Source organism: Bacillus sp. BF2-3 (assembly GCF_008368795.1).
Classification (GTDB): domain Bacteria; phylum Bacillota; class Bacilli; order Bacillales; family Bacillaceae_G; genus Bacillus_A; species Bacillus_A cereus.
In genome coordinates this window covers 55,555-73,107 of the sequence record NZ_QOSA01000003.1, presented here as the reverse complement: position 1 = coordinate 73,107, position 17,553 = coordinate 55,555, and the positions used below count along the sequence as shown (strand labels likewise).

Genomic DNA, 17,553 nt, shown 5'->3' with positions numbered 1-17,553 from the left:
CTATGCGCCATATTTTGCTACTTGCTCATGAATAAAGCTTTTAATTACCTTAATCGCCTTATTTTTCTTTAAGAATGAACCGGATAAGCAGTCCATAATCGTACTATCTTCAATAACATTAGCATATTCATATGTCGCTACTTGTTCTTTTAAAACGGATTGCTCTAACCCAACTTCACTTGCAAAGGTATTCATTTCTTCCTCTTGTACCTCTTCTTCATACTTTGAGTATTCATCAAGAATCGATACATTTGCACCGAGCTGCGGCACAATTTTATCTAAGAAATTGTGAATAAGTTCCACTTTTAAACGTAGCTTCTCATCAGATGCATGATCCAACTCTAACTTAATCAGCTTAATCTCTTGCTCACGTGTTTTGTCGTCATCCATCGTAAGATTGGCGATCAGATTCATAATGTAGCTCACATTGATACGATCTGTATACATTAGCTCTAACTCGAAGTCGATGTCTTGTAAAATTGACTCTTTACGTGGACCTTCTTTTTTCAAACGATCATGGATTTTAAAATATTTACTTTTATAATCCTCGTATGATTGCTCAGTGATTTGTAACTCAGTTTCATCAAATTTGAAATCTGAAAATGATTGCAGACGTTGAAGCATTTTCGTGACGTTTTTGAAGGCCACAATAAATTCACGTTGGTCTTCTTCGGTTTGGAGTGCATCTACTTGTTCTGGTGATGCTGCAAGTTTCTTTAAATCCGTTAATGCTTCTTTAAACTTCGCTAAATAGGCATCATAGTTTTGCATTAACACATCATCAACTGAATTTGTTTTAGAGAATAAACGAATGGTATCATCTGTTTGTGTTTTTAAATTGCGGTAGCACACTACATTCCCATACGGTTTAGTCGCCTTTTCCACACGATTTGTCCGACTATAAGCTTGTAATAAGTTATGATACTGCAAGTTTTTATCGATATATAGTGTATTTAACGGCTTACTGTCAAAACCCGTTAAGAACATGTTCACGACTAGTAAAATGTCAATTTGTGCTTTCTTCATTTTTTTCGATACGTCTGAGAAATAACGGTCCCAAGTATCTGTTGAGTAATCTGTTCCAAACATTTGATTATAGTCCACAATTATACGGTCCAATGCTTCACGTGAATGTTCTTCTGTACCATCACTTTCTTCATTTGCACCGAATGAATAGATTCCTGCAATTTTCAAATTATGATCCTTTGCTTTAAATAAATCGTAGTATTTAATTAATGTTTGAATCGAATCAACCGCAAAGATACCACAATACCCTTTACTTTTCGTACGACGGTTATGATTATCGATAATGTGCTCTGTAATCATATTTAAACGTGTAGGATGGTGCAACACTTCATCCGTATCAATTCCCTCTACTTTAGTATCATCTAATTCATCAACTTTAGATTGGAACGTCCTAATGTATTCGACTGAGAAACCTAATACGTTACCATCACGAATTGCATCTTTGATTAAGTAATGATGCAAACACTTTTCAAATAGATCAGCTGTAGTACGACCATCTTGGCTTTTATTTTCTTCAAATCGTGGCGTACCAGTAAAGCCAAAGTATTGTGCATTTTGGAAGTGATGATCAATATCTTTACGCATATCACCAAATTGACTACGATGGCATTCATCAATAATAAAGACGACATGCTCTTGCTTGTACGGCTCCATTACTTTCCCATAACGTGGATTTTTAACGGCGTTACTCATTTTTTGAATCGTTGTTACGATAAAACGTTTCATTGGATTTTTGATTTGCTTAATTAATTCCTCCGTTTTATCCGTGCGGTCCACAGAGCCTTTTTCGAACTTGTTAAACTCTGCAGTAGTTTGGCTGTCCAAATCTTGACGATCGACAAGGAAGAATACTTTCTTAATGCTTTCTTCATTTGCTAAAATTTGCCCTGCTTTGAAAGAAGTCAGCGTCTTGCCCGAACCCGTTGTATGCCAAATGAATCCATTATTATTCGTTTCATTTGCACGCTTTACTAAGGCTTCTACTGCATATACTTGATATGGACGCATAACCATTAAAGCTTTATCTGTATCATTAATAATCATATAACGGCTAATCATCTTCGCTAGATGACAAGGTTGTAAAAATGCCTTCGTAAAATCCTGTAAATTCGTGATGATATTATTTTCTTCATCTGACCAAAAGAAAGTAAAACCAAATTGAATATCATAATCAGAATTGGAGAAGTACTTCGTATCAACGCCATTACTTACAACAAAGATTTGCAAGAAGTGATATAACCCTTGGAATGAATGGCGACGATAGCGCTGGATTTGATTAAACGCTTCTTTAAAGTCTAGTCCACGGCGCTTCAACTCAATTTGAACAATGGGTAAACCATTAATGAAAATCGTGACATCATAACGATTTTCATATTTACCGAACATTGTCGTCTGTGTTGTTACTTGAAATAAGTTTTTACACCATTGTTTTGTATTCATTAATTCTAAATAAAGTTCTGTTCCATCTTCACGCTCGATTAATAACTTGTCACGTAAGATTTTCGCAGATTCATAGATACTTTTATTTTCTGTTGCGACAAGTACACGCTTAAATTCTTTATCTGTTAAAGGTTGCCCATTTAATTTCTTTTCATTAAATTTATTTAGTTGCGTACGAAGGTTTTCTAACACACCTGCATAATCCGATAACTGTACAGCCTCATATCCTTGCGTTTGCAATTGTTCGACTAAATGTTTCTCTAGTTGTGCTTCTGACTGATAACCCACTTTTTCATATCCCCCATCTCTTCACTTTTCTTACTTTATATTATAGTATATTTCATTTACTAATTAATTAAATTTATTAATAACCAATGATGCCCTATGCTCATAATTTTTCTTACTATGCTTTGATTTCTGTATGGTAATTCCGTTTTCTTCAATCTCAATAAGCGATTCCTTCAACCATACTCCACTATCTGTAACTAAGTTTCTTAGTAATGGTTCTATTACCTCATGCCAAAAAAGAGAGCTAATCCAAATCACCTTTGCTCGCTCTCCCTTTTCAAATGGCCAATTATTTAGTTTAACCGAGCGTCCTCTCACCTTCTGACACTTCCTCTTTATACTGAATATACGCTGCTAAGGTTGTTTTAATTTCTTGAAAATGATGTAACTTAATTGCTGCTTTTCTCTGAATCTCCCATATCTTGAAAGGTTCATTTTGTTCAATTAACTGATTTATGATTTTACAAGCACGTCGAATTTGAAAAGCTTGTACAGTCTCTATAATTTGTGAAAGCAGTTCTTCTGTAAAAGGCATTTTATCCAAATGATGCTGTAGATTTACTAGAACCCCTAATCGATTACCTAAAGTAGAAATCGTAATTCGTACTGGCTTTTTTTTCGTTCAATAAATGTTTATGCACTTGTTTAATCTGTTGCACATATTGTTAATCACTGTTATGCCAATCCACCTTTTGAATTGGCGTAGCTTTCTTTTTCAGCGTAGGAACATTTGACGTTAACCACTCTTTATCATTGCGATATAAATACATATAAACCGCACTATTTTTCTCTCTTGATGCTGTACGTGATAACTGTGGATACGTATTGCATAGTTCTAACTATCTTCTTTTGCATTCCTCAAGCTTTTCTATGGATAACTGTTTATCCTTTACTTTATTTAATTCAACATTTCCATTTTAATTCCTTTTTACTGTTTTTTGAATCTACTTCTAATGCTCTTGCTATCGCACGAAAACTCAAATTCTCTTTGTGTTGTTTTAGAATAAAGTTTGTTCAAATTAATGCAAATAACCTTGATAAACAAACAAAAAGAAAAAGCGTGTTTTGAAAAAAGATTAATCAAAATGGAGTCTTTTCTATTCAAATAAACATTCTTTTTTATAAAAATGTTTGATTAAAATTCTTTAATTAAAAGGGGAAACAGCGTAACTCAAAATTTTAGTAGAAGTTTGGTAAGCGCAATACATTAACAAAAATATTTTTTATAAAAAATTAAATATGATAGATTATAAATGTATATATTATAACAATAATTTAATAGGAGGATTTGATTATTAGTGAAAATTAATAGAGAAGCATTTGATGAATTTAATCAAGTGTGTAATGATTACTTTGAAAAAGACGCAAATAAACATTTTGAAAGTAATACTAAAATTATGTCAGCTAGAGCAGTTATAAATTATGCTTTGCAAGATATAAACAATAAAAATGATGATATTAATGTGTATGAATTAATATCAGTTTCAGACAAAATATTAACATCAATAGAATACTTGTTAAAATCATTAACAGTCTATGACAAAAAGAACGACAAAGACGAGTTTTATGGTGTTAAAAGTGAAAATAGGGATAAATATGATTATTTCAAAGCGATTAGATCATATATAGTTGCTCATCCTCTAAATACAACATTTAAAGAATATGAAAGATTTGGCTTTAATAAAAATGTAGTATTTGAGGATATCCAAAAGACAAAAGAACTTCATAAAACTTTAATGAAAGAAATGATAGAAAATATCGAAAAGGCTGATTATGTTATTACGTTTACAAGAATTAATGTTGATTTTGAAAATAGTGATGTTGAGAATATTGATAACTTGGGTGAAACGTTTAAAAAAGGACTTAATATAGAAGAAGACATATTGAGTCTAATTAGATATGCTATTGATAAAATGAAGGTCATAACAGAGCATTTAAAAGTTATGATTTCTCAAAATGAGACTACAATAAATGATGTTGAATAAATTGAGAATGGAGGTTTACAGTATGAAAAATATACAGCAATCCCTAAAAAATCCATTTATTAAATACCCATTAGCCCTAATTTCAGCTATAGCTATAATAAAAACAGGCTATGATTTAGGCTCTTTTATAATAAAGTTAAAATATATTTAAATCATAAAAAAGAAATTAATCTTTTTAAACAAAAGATTAATTTCTTTTTTATCGCAACTTTCTTTGGAGCATCGCGTCTTTTTTATAGTTAAAATATATTTAAATCATAAAAAAGAAATTAATCTTTTAAGATTAATTTCTTTTTTATCGCAACTTTCTTTGGAGCATCGCGTCTTTTTTATAAACATCATAACTTTATTTAAAAGCAAAACACGCCCTTAATATTTTCAATTGTTTCACTCTTTTATAATAAAGTTGGATCATTTCCTATCCATGTTGCTTAACAATCCCGCCCTTTGGCTTAATAAGAAAATCCCTTATTCAAATACAACCATTCCCCGACATCTATAAATCTAAATTACTTATAGATATTTTCCCATTGTTAGTAAATAAAAAACTTTGTGCACTTGCACAAAGTTTTTTTCAGTATATTTGAAAACAAAAGCAAGCATGCCTTTATTTTTTGAGAAGTCTCACTACTCGTTATTAAATTTCATTTTATTAACAAAAGTTCTCCTCTAAAATACGAATTTAATCAAACTTTAATTTTTTTAATGCCTCTGCGAATGCGTTATTCAATGGTTCTTCTTCTTTTTTCTGTTGTTTCATATATTTTTGAACGTCGCGTTTATCGGCCTTGTTACCTGATTCTTTCTTACGTCTTTCTTGGAATGTAGAAAGTTTCTCACGATAACCACATTTACATACGAAAATTTGGCCAGCACCTTCACCACGTAATTCTAGTTTCTTCTTACATTGTGGACAGCGTGCATTGGTTACTCTTGATACGTTTTTACGATGACCACATTCACGATCTTGGCAAACAAGCATTTTTCCTTTTTTACCGTTTACTTCAAGCATAGGTTTACCGCAGTCAGGACATGACTTTGTAGAAATATTTTCATGTTTGTATTTTTTATCACTTGCTTTAACTTCTGCAACGATTTCTTTAGTGTGCTGTTTCATTTCATTAATAAAAGCATCTTTTTTCAGCTTGCCTTTTGCAATTAGTTCAAGTTTTTGTTCCCACTCAGCTGTTGTAGCTGGTGAGCGTAATTCTTCCGGAACTAAATCTAACAGTTGGCGACCCTTGGCTGTGATGTAAATATCCTTGCCACTACGTTTTTCGATTAGGAATGAATTAAATAGTTTATCAATGATATCTGCACGTGTCGCTACAGTACCTAATCCACCAGTGGATTTTAACGTATCAGCAAGTTGTTTATTTTGCGTATCCATATATTTTGTAGGATTCTCCATTGCTGATAGTAAAGTTGCTTCGTTAAATCGTGCAGGTGGCTTTGTTTGACCCGATGTTTGCATAATTAACTTTATAGTTAATGTATCACCCTTTTCAATGCGAGGTAGAAGTTGCTCTTTTACGTCATCAGTTGCATCATCTTCTTCAAAGCGATTTTCGTATACTTCCTTCCAACCAGCATGTAAAATTGTTTTCCCGCGTGCAATGAACGTTTCATTACCGACTTCTGTACGTAATGTTAGTTGTTCATATTCGAATGCTGGGAATAAAACGGCTAAGAAACGTTTTACAACTAAATCATAAATTTTACGTTCTTTATCTGTGAAGGCTGAGAAGTTAACATAGCCTTCTGTTGGAATAATTGCGTGATGATCGCTTACCTTACCATCATCAACAAATGATTTATTAGATTTTATCGGTTTATTTAAAATTTTATATGCTAAAGAACGGTATTCTCCAACTCCACAAGCCTTCAGACGCTCTGGAAGTGTCCCAACGATATCTGATGAAATGTAGCGTGAATCTGTACGAGGATACGTTAGCACTTTATGCTGTTCATACAACTTCTGCATAATGTTTAATGTTTCTTTAGCAGAGTAACCGAACTTTTTATTTGCATCACGTTGCAACTCAGTTAAATCGTAAAGACCAGGAGAGAATGACTTCTTCTGCTTTTTATCAATCTCCACAACAGTAGCACTTTGCTTATCTAAGTTCTTTACGATACTATCAATTTTTTCTTTGTTAAAACTTCGATTATTCCCGTTAGTATCTTGCCAAGTTAGTTTGACTGAATCAGTTTGTGCTTCAATGCCATAGTACACTTGTGGTTTGAAGTTTTTAATTTCATCTTCACGTGCAGCTATCATGGCTACAGTAGGCGTCTGAACACGCCCACAATTTAACTGTGCATTATATTTTGTCGTTAAAGCTCTAGTGGCATTTAGTCCGATGTACCAATCTGCTTCAGAACGAGCTACGGCAGCAAAATATAAGTTTTCGTATGCTTTACCAGGTTTTAAATTATTGAATCCATCTTTGATTGCCTTATCTGTTACGGATGAAATCCATAAACGTTTGATTGGTTTATTTACTTTAGATTTGGCGATAATCCAACGGGCCACTAACTCACCTTCACGCCCCGCATCTGTCGCGATAATGATTTCATTTACGTCATTACGATTCAACTGTGATTTAACAGAATTAAACTGTTTACCGGATTGTTTGATTACTGATAGTTTTAAACGGTCAGGTAGCATTGGTAAATCTTCTAAATTCCATTTTTGATATTTCTTATCATACATTTCTGGATCAGCTAGGGTTACTAGATGTCCTAGTGCCCATGTCACGATATATTTATCGCCCTCTAAAAAGCCGTTCCCTTTTTTATTACATTTCAGTACATTCGCAATATCACGAGCTACTGATGGTTTTTCTGCTAATACTAAGCTTTTTGCCATATCTTCATGCTCCTTCAATATCTTGTACTTTATACTATAACACAGTTCTAATACATGAAATATGGATAAAGGATTAGTTCTATTTTGAAGTCATTATTGTCATTGCTTGTTTAAGTATTTCTACTTCCTGTTTTAAACGTTTATTTTCTTTTTGAATAGCACTGAATTCTTTAAAAGAAATAGCGGATTCATCAGCATATAGTTTTATCCAAGAATAGATTGCTGTGGGTGACACTTTATATTCCTTACCCAGTTCAGTTGTTGCCCTTCCTTCAAGATGTAGTTGAACAATTTTCTTTTTAAAACTTTCGTCATATTTCTTACTAGACATAAAAAATCTCCTTCAAAAAATGTTTATTAATATTGTAGCATCACCTCTTTATGATGACTATAGTCGGTCGATTAAATTAGTAGATTTCTTAGTTAATTAACTAAGAGGTGAGCTTATGGAGATATCAAAAGCTTTTGGTACCGTATTAAGAAAACACAGAAAACTAGCTGGTCTTTCCCAAGAACAATTGGCGTTACAATGCGACCTAGATAGAACTTTTATTGGATTACTAGAACGCGGACAAAGACAGCCTAGCATTACTACGATATTTATTATTTGTGGGGTACTAAAAATAATGCCCCATGAATTGATTAAAGAAGTTGAAAGTTTATGCGTTATTTAAATGATGTATTTCACAAAATACATAGGGAAACTGAAGAGCGAATATACTATACGAAAGCATGCCTAAATTAAGAGAACCCATGCTAGTTGAGTAAGGTTCTCTTAATTAAAGCAAAATATATTTTTTATTTTTCCTCTTTATCGGAAGACTATAGATCTAAGTCTTCGATAAGTGTATTTTTTATCTTCGTTATTGTTACTACATTATCAATTGTATTATCAGTATTAAGCTCTAGTATAGCCTTATTAGGCCGTTCCTTAAATATATCCTTAAATAGTTGTTCCACTGTAGCAGATCTAGTTTTTCCAGTTGTAATTAAGTTTATTAAATTAAGATCTTTAACGCTTGATAAATTTGCCCATTGGAAAAGAACATTTTGATAGATTTCGTTATTGTCCTTAAGATTTACAATCTCAGCCTTAAGTTCGGCGATTTCTTTTGTCATCTTAGCTTCTTTTTCTTTGAGTTGATTGTAGCGAGTAGATATTTTACGATAGCCATACTCATTTACCTTCAGTTGATTAATAATTTTCTTTTTAGTAGCTGGAGTGTCTTGTGATAATCTGCTTATAACATCATTTGTTGAGACAATTTCAATGTATTGATCATTGTTTTCTATTAAAGCGCTTCTCTTTTTATTGATTTCATCAACGAGCAATTTTCCTTGACGACCAGGTTTTCTCCAAAAATCTTCACTCAGTTTAAAATCTAATATTCCTTTGTTATATTCCTCTAGCGCATAAAGAAAGATTTCTTTATATCTTATAATTTGAACATTTGCCTGATTTCTTAAGAAATCATCAATAATCTTTAGAAGAATATCTTTAGGATATATTTTAGGCTTACGCCCTCGACTTTTCATACATTTCAAACCTTTCCTTTAGTTTTGCCAATTGGTATAATGCATCTTTTACTTTCTTAGAACTTTCAATTAATTGATAATTGAATTGTGAATTTTTTTCATCATACACATCATTTTTATGATGTATGAGACCAGTTTTATGAAGCGCTAATAATTTATCAATGCATAATTTAAGAACAGACTCTTGATTAACAAGGATGTTTTGTAACTTATCATAATGTTTTTGGTAATCGTCTAAGGTTATTCTCCAATGCTTACAGAGATAGTGTTCATCTACGGGACAGTCTTGTAAAGAATCTGTACAATAACCGATTTCTAATGGAATTTTAACAACTTCAGAAACTTCCGTAGTGATAGTCATCGCATTTTTGAAAATAATTTCTTTGAAAAATTCGTTTGAAAGGTTACCTAAGTGTCTTTTTTGATTCGTTAATAATTTTATTAAATCTGAATCAATCCAATATTCCAAGTGGTTATGATAAGTCATTTGAGAATAAACAGAATTGTGCCCCCCTAATCTAGCAATCTCACTGGGATGATAACCTTGCAACATTAAATTCAAAAATGCAAAATGGCGAGTATCGTTTGGTCTTATTTTCCTATAGATATTGTAAGGTGATTGGGTATGGGGATCTGAACTGTTCTCTAATAATTTGAGACCATACTTCCCACAAACAATTTCCCTATAAAATTTGCCTAATAAATTCCTGAAATTTCTGTAATTAAAGATTTCTGGTTTTATATTTCGAACTGTACTAGACGTTTGTAATAATGTTTTAGACGGTTTAGCAGAATATATTTTTTGTTGATATAATTCAATTGATTTGGCAATTTTATCCGAAACCAAAATTTTGTCATAAGCGATTTTACGATTCCTTAATTTTTTGCTTCGAGGTAAAGATAAAAAATACCCTTCTTTATTAAAAGTTAAACAATCAAATTTCAAATTACAGAATTCGTTAATACGTATTGGGATAACATTTGTTAAATTCCACCATAAATAAATTGGATAGTAATCCAAATATACTTTATCAATGTCCTCATTAGAAAAGTATACTTCAACTATTAAAGAAAATTTAAGAACATCTTGGCTTGATGGCAATTTCCTTATTGCTGCTGAATTCTGTGTTTGATAGTATCCTAAAATTAGTTCCAGATACTCTTCTGGCACTATCAGGTCTTGGCAAAAATCTAGAAATTCTAATAGTAGAGATGCTTTATTTTGTAGAGTACTAGGTTTAAGATCTTTAGAAAAATAGTTCAGTTCAAATTCATCTATTGCTCCTAGATTAAATCCTTTACTTAGGATCAATGCATCCTTTGCTCTTCTGGTTTTCTTTGCTAAATGATGAAAACTGTTACCACCCTCTAAAAGTAGAATAAACCAAGATTTTAATAGCAAGATAAATTGTTCAGTATCAAACTTCTTTGATGAAAAAGAATCGAAGCTAAAGTCTACCAAATATGTTTGTGAAAAATATTCATCATAAATATTCCACCTGCTATTGGATGCTTCGGCTGTAAGATTTACACCCATGCCTTTAAGACTGTTTATCCTATCTTGTAAAGTGCCACGGAGGCTCTCATTATAATGAGTTGAGGTAGACGAAAAATCTAAACTATGGTTATTCTCCATATTAATTGCCTCCAATTGTTAGATTTTCACTTATACTATCTAAGCTGCGTATGTTATTTAAGAAATCTGAGTAGTCCTTACCTAAAAATGAACTTAGTACATTTTCTCCAAATTGTTTTTTAGCAGTACTTATTAAGGAAAGGTTTTTGTATAATAAATTAGCTAATCTAACCCTTTCGCCTTTATAAGAAATGTTTTTAATCTGTTCTAATTTAGGTATCAAATTATTTAGGTTGTGAACAGTCTTTGTTAGTACATAGAAGTGTGGGATTGCAAATGGGCAACTGTTACATTTTCTATCTAGATATAAACAATCACCAAGAATACATTGCCAAAAGGATTCTTTGGCCGGCAATTGATTCATATTTATTAAATCTAATACTTCTCTCTGTTGTTCTTGTGATAAACTCTTAACGAACTCGTATAAAGGTTTCTTTTGTTCTTCAATTGCATTTAACATTATGGATAAATTTTCAATTTTATATATGTCTCCAAAAACTGTGGCTAACAGATTTTTTTCATTGTTTTCCATAGAATTATTTTGAGATTCACCAATAACAATTTGTTTTAAATAATCGTAGGTATAGCCAAAATAGCCTTTATCAAATAATTGCTTACTAATTTTATTTAGATGTTCTTCATTTACATGTACATATCTGTTGGTAGTGTCTAAAGAATCATGATTTCTAATGAATTTAGTAATCTCCAAAGGATTACGATTTGTTTTTTGTTTTAGGATTGAATTCACAAAAGTTATAAATGTGCTGTTGGCCATTAGCGATTTAAATTTAAAATTATTTATAGGAAAAGTTTTGAAAAACTTATCATGCATGCTAGTAGTCAATTCGTTTGAATTACCTAAATCAATCAAGTTATTTCTTTTTGAATTTATTAATTGAGCCTTAAGTTCACATAAAACGATAGCATTAGCTACAGGTACAATCATATCTTCAGAAATAAAGAAAAAAGCCCTTTTACCATTTTTGTTATGATAAACATTCATTAAATTCGATGTTAATTCCCAGATAATTTTTGTAGATTCTTCTAAGGTTAAATTGTAGTTTTCAAATGATTTATAATCCTGCACAGGGATAGACAAGGGGATACGAGGTATCTTTTCAATAAAATCAGTACTTCTCCACCCGTTATTTAAATGAAGCATTACGTATAACCAAATGGATTCATAATTCCCCTTTGTCTCACACATTTGTTTTTTCTTATATTCAGAAAGGGCATTGTCTTTATGGCGTTGAATGTCTTTAACATAGTCCAGTAGTGTTAAAAACTCATTAATCGAATAGATTTGCTTATTGTGTTTAGAGTTTGCTAAACGCTCATTTTTTTCCACATATGGGTTATTAAGCTCTGAAACCAAGTACTTACAATTAGAAAACCTTAAAAGTAAGTGATTAAAAAAACTATATAAAACTTCTTTGTAAGTACTTGGAACTTTATTGTTTAAAAATACGAAATTAATCTCATTAGAAGTCATGTCCATAATTTCTTTTGAAATTAATTTTGACTGTAGTAATTCTGTTATTTTAATAAATCGAACAAAAAGCTTCTTGATCGTTTTAATATTTCCGTTTGAACTTAATAATTTTTTTGAAGCAAAATTATGCCATGCTATTTCTGTCTCTTTAACTAAATCCAGAAAATTTAAGTCCAATTCTTTGACTACTTTTAAAAAAATTTTATCTGGAAGAGTATTATATTCTAATTCATTTTTATATCGTTCGATTGAATCTGAAAATTCTAACGATTTTAAGTGATTATCAATAACTTTCTTAGGATATACGTATTTAAGTTTTTTTAGGCGACCAAATCTTAAATGAGGTGGTATTTGAACCTTTTCTCTATTTTTATATAATACGGTGCTAGGGACTTTTGCAATTGCTTCAACATGAGTATAGTTTAAACCTAATAAATTGTTTTGCTCTTCATATAACTTTTTTAAAAGATTAGAACAATCCTCTAGCAAATAATAATTAATATTTCCGTACTCCAACTTTAAGATGCGAAAGTGTTCGTTATTTTCATCAAACTGTTTCTTTGAATAGTCTAATTGGATTATTAAATCTTTTTCGGAAATTATGGTTTTAATTTTGTCATTTATAGAGGGCGTTGAATAGTTCGCTATTTCTTCTAAAATTTGTACGATTTTTTCATCATCTAAATGCCCAAGTACTTGAAGTGAACTCTTTATTTCTGAGGTGGTGTTTGAATTATGTTGTGTATCATTACTAGATTCTAAAACATTGATCGTTTGATGATTAGTAGTACTTTGTCTTTGTTTATCATTGATTTTTGCAAAAATGTTATCAATTTTATCCTTTGGAAAACCTAAATGAGATTTAGTGAATTTATTAAACTTTACCTCAATCGGTAATTCTTCAGCAGTAATATGAATGTTAAAATCTGAACAAATACTGTAGAACTTACTTATGCTACATCCTAGTAAATATTCCACGTCACTAATTAAATAATAATTCGAATCGTAGTAGTTATATAGATCATTTCTTCTTTTAGCAAAATCATCAACCTCTTCCTTGTGCCAATAATTTTGACGTGATAAAGGGATTTTTATAGGGGAAATTCTAAATTTAGTCATATACCTATTAATATTATTTGGTATATTGAGCAATTCCATTAATTGTTTGGAAGTATAATATTCAGTTAAAACATTATTAGTTTCAGCTAGATCGCGATATTGTTTCTTTAAATCGAGAAATTGTTCCTTATCATAGAAAATAACGGCGTTCGCAAACTTATATACGTTATCAATAGGTCTTGTGTGGATAGGGGTTAATTTACGAATAAGTTTTCTAGAATATCCTAAGGCTTTTATTTGACCACTGGTTATTTTGGTTTCAAGGTTATGTTCATAATTTTTATCTATAATATTTTTCAGGGAATCTATATTGGACTTGTCATAATAATTAATTTCATATTTCCCATTTGACGTTAATGTGATGCCATATTCTTGAATCATTTTTTTGAACTTTTCAGTATTTTTATAGCCCAAATGTTCTTTAGCATCCTTTTCGCAGATAGTATGATTTAGAAATTTTTTGAATTTTAATTTCCTCTCCACTTCGGTTTTATCATAAAAGGCAAGTCCCCCAGCTTCAGCATACTCATTAATTCTATCGATAGGTTCTGCCTTAACCTTTTGAAATACTATTCTATCATTTTTTTTAAATCCTAGTTCCTGCATTTGCTGAGTACTCAAACGATTGGCTTTATTGAATGAATACCTTTTTTTAACCAAGTCAATAAAGAACTTTATATCTGATTCCTTATAATACTTGAAGGAACTATATCCTCTTTTTACTTCTTTAATATTGCAATCGTTTAATGCATGTTGAAGTTGTTGGAGTGTTTTAAAATCCACTAATTCCATTATTTGCAAAAGTGATAATAATTCAGAACTACAGCTTTTAGATGCTAAATATGCATTTACTTCTAATTTTTCATAGAAATAAGAGATTCCAGTAAAAGTCCTATATCTATCGAAAAGTGAAGTAGGTTCGCTCTTAAGAATAGCTCTATCGTGTCCAGTACATCCTAACGTGATAAGTTCTTTAGGAGTATATTTATTTAAGCAATTGTCTTTATATCTTTTTTCAAGAATATCGCGTAAATTATTTATAACATTGGTATCATAAACAATTTCTCTAGAATTATTAATACCTATTTTTTGTATTGAGGCTTCTTTAAGAAATAACCTAGTTTGATATATCGATAAGTTAAGGAGGGTTGAAACCTCTTTTAATGTCATATGATTAGGCAAGTCCTACACTTCCTTTAGTATGTCAAAATTATTGATTGCTAAATTCATAGAGCTAAGTAATGTATTTTCATCTACATAACTTAATGCAGACTGTAAGCTTCTATCGCCTCTAGCTAATGCAATTTGGGTAGGAGTTAGACCCAAATCTATTAATATGTTCGTGAAAACGCCTCTGCCAATATGCGTAGACCATTTATTGTTTGTTAACAGTATATAATCTTCGACTTGATTTTTTGCTAGTAAGTCATTTAAAAACTGTTGTTTAATCTTATCAATTTTTGCTGAATATCTTTTGCCCCTTAAAGCTTTAAAATTCCTCGCTGAGATAAAAAGTGCTTCGGAAGTTCCTTTAGTTAATTTGGTTAGCATTTTTAGTTGTTCTTCATACAGGGGCTTTATAATTTCAGGGCAAATACATATTTGATCTCTTGGATATTTAACTTGAATATCAGCCTTATTTATTGCATCTGCAAATAAGATGTTTTGATTGTCTCTAATCTCAATTATTAGGTTACTATTAGCCCACTTTAAACTAGAGCATTTTAAGTTAATGACCTCAGAACGTCTTAATCCTCCAAAGAATTGTAAAGCTATACCTAATGCCATTAATGGTTCAATACGCTTTGCTGTCATAATAAAATCTATAATTAGTCTATTTCTATTTTTACCGAAGTCTTTAATAACATTATTTTGAATGGAATTTCTTATTGGTAAAATAATATCTAAGTCATTAGTGTTTTCAAAAATATTGGTCTCAATTTCCCGGCTTTTTCGACCGTAATAAACAGTCTGGTAATTTACACTAAAGACCTGGTTAATTATTTTTTCTGATTTCAACCAATGGAAAAGTTTGTTTAGATACTGTATCTCAGTTTTTACATATTCACTCTTTAATTCACCTGCTCTACTTTTTAATGATAAATAGGAGATATAATCTGCTCCATGTTGAAGAGTTAAACTGCTTAGTCCCCCTATAATTAATTCAGGATAATTATCTTTATTTTTATATAAATAATTTAAAAATCTTGTTATTGCATAAGCTACATTTCTTTGGCTATTAATAGACTTTCCTTTATTTTTATATTCTCTTTTTATAAAATTTGAAAGAGGTGAGGGAAATATTAGATAGCTATTTTCTTTAATTCCAATACCAATACTACTGAATATTTCTCCATTTCTTGAAGTTTCATCAAATTCCCTTACAACAAATCTCATAGTTTCCTCCTCTAAATTCTATTACTATGCTTATTTATTTTTTATACCCAAAATAAAAATGTACATGGGTGAAATTATTATTGATATCATTACTATTAAAAGAATATATTAAATTTCGCCCTAAAAACAGTATACATGTACAAACCCCTACTGTTGCTATGATTGCTAGTCGTGAGGATGAAATAAAGAACTTCAAAGCACAAACTTACTACGGCATCGAAGCTCAAACAATGGAGAAGCTCAAACTTACTTGGCAAGATGCAAATGGCAATAGCCGTAGTTTTAATAAAGAAAAAATCGATGGTATTGTAAAACGTTTAGATAAACAAAATGCTACTGTTTTGGAAATTGATAAGAAACAGAAGAAGTCATTCTCTCCTGGTCTTTACGATTTAACTGAATTGCAACGTGATGCGAATAAAAAGTTCGGTTACTCTGCTAAAGAAACATTAAATATTATGCAAAAATTGTATGAACAGCATAAAGTACTAACGTACCCTCGTACAGATTCACGCTACATTTCATCTGATATCGTTGGAACACTTCCAGAACGTCTAAAAGCATGTGGTGTTGGAGAATACCGTCCCTTCGCACATAAAGTATTACAAAAGCCTATCAAACCTAACAAATCATTTGTTGATGATAGTAAAGTAAGCGATCATCATGCGATTATTCCAACAGAAGGATACGTTAACTTCTCAGCATTCACAGATAAAGAACGCAAAATTTATGATTTAGTTGTAAAACGTTTCTTAGCTGTGTTATTCCCGGCATTCGAATATGAGCAACTAACGTTACGCACAAAGGTTGGCAATGAAACGTTCATTGCGCGCGGAAAAACAATTCTACATGCCGGTTGGAAAGAAGTATATGAAAATCGCTTTGAAGATGATGATGTAACTGATGACGTAAAAGAGCAACTTCTACCTCACATTGAGAAAGGCGATACATTAGCTGTAAAGTTAATTATGCAAACATCAGGTCAAACAAAAGCACCTGCACGATTTAACGAAGCGACTTTACTTTCAGCAATGGAGAATCCTACAAAATATATGGATACGCAAAATAAACAACTTGCTGATACGTTAAAATCGACTGGTGGATTAGGTACTGTAGCGACACGTGCAGACATTATCGACAAGCTATTCAATTCATTCTTAATTGAAAAACGCGGTAAAGATATTCACATTACTTCAAAAGGTCGCCAGTTACTTGATTTAGTACCAGAAGAATTAAAATCTCCTACACTAACTGGTGAATGGGAACAAAAACTTGAGGCTATCGCAAAAGGTAAATTGAAAAAAGAAGTATTCATTTCTGAAATGAAGAACTATACGAAAGAAATCGTTTCTGAAATTAAATCAAGCGATAAAAAATATAAACATGACAACATTTCAACGAAGTCTTGTCCAGATTGCGGTAAACCAATGCTAGAAGTAAACGGCAAAAAGGGAAAAATGCTCGTATGCCAAGATCGTGAATGTGGTCATCGTAAAAATGTATCTCGTACAACAAACGCTCGCTGTCCGCAATGTAAGAAGAAACTAGAATTACGTGGTGAGGGTGCAGGACAAATCTTTGCATGTAAATGTGGCTATCGCGAGAAATTATCAACATTCCAAGAAAGACGTAAAAAAGAATCTGGAAACAAAGCTGATAAGCGCGACGTTCAAAAATATATGAAACAACAGAACAAAGAAGAAGAACCATTAAACAACCCGTTCGCAGAAGCATTAAAAAAATTAAAATTTGATTAAACAAA

At 31.3% G+C, this 17,553-nt stretch carries 13 protein-coding genes and 1 pseudogene; 4 read left to right on the top strand and 10 right to left on the bottom strand.

The features are described from left to right. The 4 genes and pseudogenes from DN401_RS04045 to DN401_RS29690 all read right to left on the bottom strand — a co-directional run. A complete protein-coding gene (locus DN401_RS04045; RefSeq protein WP_149287537.1) occupies positions 1-2,754 on the bottom strand; it encodes a type I restriction endonuclease subunit R, EcoR124 family in 2,754 nt (917 codons plus the stop codon). Between the two features lie 63 nt (positions 2,755-2,817). Continuing rightward, positions 2,818-3,072: a hypothetical protein gene (locus DN401_RS04040; RefSeq protein WP_149287536.1), complete on the bottom strand. Its 255-nt coding sequence runs from the start codon at positions 3,070-3,072 to the stop codon at positions 2,818-2,820. Continuing rightward, positions 3,053-3,289 carry a hypothetical protein gene (locus tag DN401_RS04035; RefSeq protein ID WP_149287535.1) on the bottom strand — a complete coding sequence of 79 codons (237 nt, stop codon included), beginning with the start codon at positions 3,287-3,289 and terminating at the stop codon, positions 3,053-3,055. The genes DN401_RS04040 and DN401_RS04035 overlap by 20 nt, the downstream gene beginning before the upstream one ends. Before the next feature lie 130 nt (positions 3,290-3,419). Further along, positions 3,420-3,578, bottom strand: a pseudogene (locus tag DN401_RS29690) (TnsD family Tn7-like transposition protein); the annotation flags it as partial. 474 nt (positions 3,579-4,052) lie between these two features. On the opposite strand from DN401_RS29690, the gene DN401_RS04025 reads away from it, so the two are divergent. Both DN401_RS04025 and DN401_RS30095 read left to right on the top strand, forming a co-directional pair. After that, complete coding sequence (locus DN401_RS04025) at positions 4,053-4,739, top strand: hypothetical protein (protein ID WP_149287533.1); 687 nt, start codon at positions 4,053-4,055, stop codon at positions 4,737-4,739. Between the two features lie 22 nt (positions 4,740-4,761). Continuing rightward, positions 4,762-4,890 carry a hypothetical protein gene (locus DN401_RS30095; RefSeq protein ID WP_255481215.1) on the top strand — a complete coding sequence of 43 codons (129 nt, stop codon included), beginning with the start codon at positions 4,762-4,764 and terminating at the stop codon, positions 4,888-4,890. A gap of 531 nt (positions 4,891-5,421) precedes the next feature. Here DN401_RS30095 and DN401_RS04020 read toward each other — a convergent pair. Continuing rightward, complete coding sequence (locus tag DN401_RS04020; RefSeq protein WP_149287532.1) at positions 5,422-7,611, bottom strand: DNA topoisomerase III; 2,190 nt, start codon at positions 7,609-7,611, stop codon at positions 5,422-5,424. A 79-nt stretch (positions 7,612-7,690) separates the two neighbouring features. Then, positions 7,691-7,942: a transposase gene (locus DN401_RS04015; RefSeq protein WP_002169259.1), complete on the bottom strand. Its 252-nt coding sequence runs from the start codon at positions 7,940-7,942 to the stop codon at positions 7,691-7,693. A gap of 115 nt (positions 7,943-8,057) precedes the next feature. Here DN401_RS04015 and DN401_RS04010 point away from each other — a divergent pair, with 115 nt between their 5' ends. Further along, entirely contained in the window at positions 8,058-8,285 is a 228-nt protein-coding gene (locus DN401_RS04010) for a helix-turn-helix domain-containing protein (protein ID WP_016103240.1), read from the top strand. 148 nt (positions 8,286-8,433) lie between these two features. Here the strand turns inward: DN401_RS04010 and DN401_RS04005 are convergent, their stop codons facing one another. The 4 genes from DN401_RS04005 to DN401_RS03990 are packed head-to-tail and all read right to left on the bottom strand — an operon-like array spanning position 8,434 to position 15,791. Beyond that, complete coding sequence (locus DN401_RS04005; protein ID WP_149287531.1) at positions 8,434-9,147, bottom strand: hypothetical protein; 714 nt, start codon at positions 9,145-9,147, stop codon at positions 8,434-8,436. Then, on the bottom strand, positions 9,128-10,783 hold the full coding sequence (locus DN401_RS04000; protein ID WP_149287530.1) for a tyrosine-type recombinase/integrase: 1,656 nt from the start codon (positions 10,781-10,783) through the stop codon (positions 9,128-9,130). The genes DN401_RS04005 and DN401_RS04000 overlap by 20 nt, the downstream gene beginning before the upstream one ends. A gap of 1 nt (position 10,784) precedes the next feature. After that, on the bottom strand, positions 10,785-14,576 hold the full coding sequence (locus tag DN401_RS03995) for a hypothetical protein (protein WP_255481213.1): 3,792 nt from the start codon (positions 14,574-14,576) through the stop codon (positions 10,785-10,787). A 3-nt stretch (positions 14,577-14,579) separates the two neighbouring features. Next, positions 14,580-15,791 carry a site-specific integrase gene (locus DN401_RS03990; RefSeq protein WP_149287529.1) on the bottom strand — a complete coding sequence of 404 codons (1,212 nt, stop codon included), beginning with the start codon at positions 15,789-15,791 and terminating at the stop codon, positions 14,580-14,582. A gap of 68 nt (positions 15,792-15,859) precedes the next feature. Here DN401_RS03990 and topB point away from each other — a divergent pair, with 68 nt between their 5' ends. Beyond that, complete coding sequence (gene topB, locus DN401_RS03985) at positions 15,860-17,548, top strand: DNA topoisomerase III (protein ID WP_149287528.1); 1,689 nt, start codon at positions 15,860-15,862, stop codon at positions 17,546-17,548. The last annotated feature ends 5 nt before the right edge of the window (positions 17,549-17,553 follow it).

Bases quoted from the DNA above. Each gene is read 5' to 3' on its own strand.
- DN401_RS04035 (WP_149287535.1), bottom strand. From the start codon at position 3,289: ATGCCTTTTACAGAAGAACTGCTTTCACAAATTATAGAGACTGTACAA.
- DN401_RS30095 (WP_255481215.1), top strand. From the start codon at position 4,762: ATGAAAAATATACAGCAATCCCTAAAAAATCCATTTATTAAATACCCA.
- DN401_RS04020 (WP_149287532.1), bottom strand. From the start codon at position 7,611: ATGGCAAAAAGCTTAGTATTAGCAGAAAAACCATCAGTAGCTCGTGAT.
- DN401_RS04015 (WP_002169259.1), bottom strand. From the start codon at position 7,942: ATGTCTAGTAAGAAATATGACGAAAGTTTTAAAAAGAAAATTGTTCAA.
- DN401_RS04010 (WP_016103240.1), top strand. From the start codon at position 8,058: ATGGAGATATCAAAAGCTTTTGGTACCGTATTAAGAAAACACAGAAAA.
- DN401_RS04005 (WP_149287531.1), bottom strand. From the start codon at position 9,147: ATGAAAAGTCGAGGGCGTAAGCCTAAAATATATCCTAAAGATATTCTT.
- DN401_RS04000 (WP_149287530.1), bottom strand. From the start codon at position 10,783: ATGGAGAATAACCATAGTTTAGATTTTTCGTCTACCTCAACTCATTAT.
- DN401_RS03990 (WP_149287529.1), bottom strand. From the start codon at position 15,791: ATGAGATTTGTTGTAAGGGAATTTGATGAAACTTCAAGAAATGGAGAA.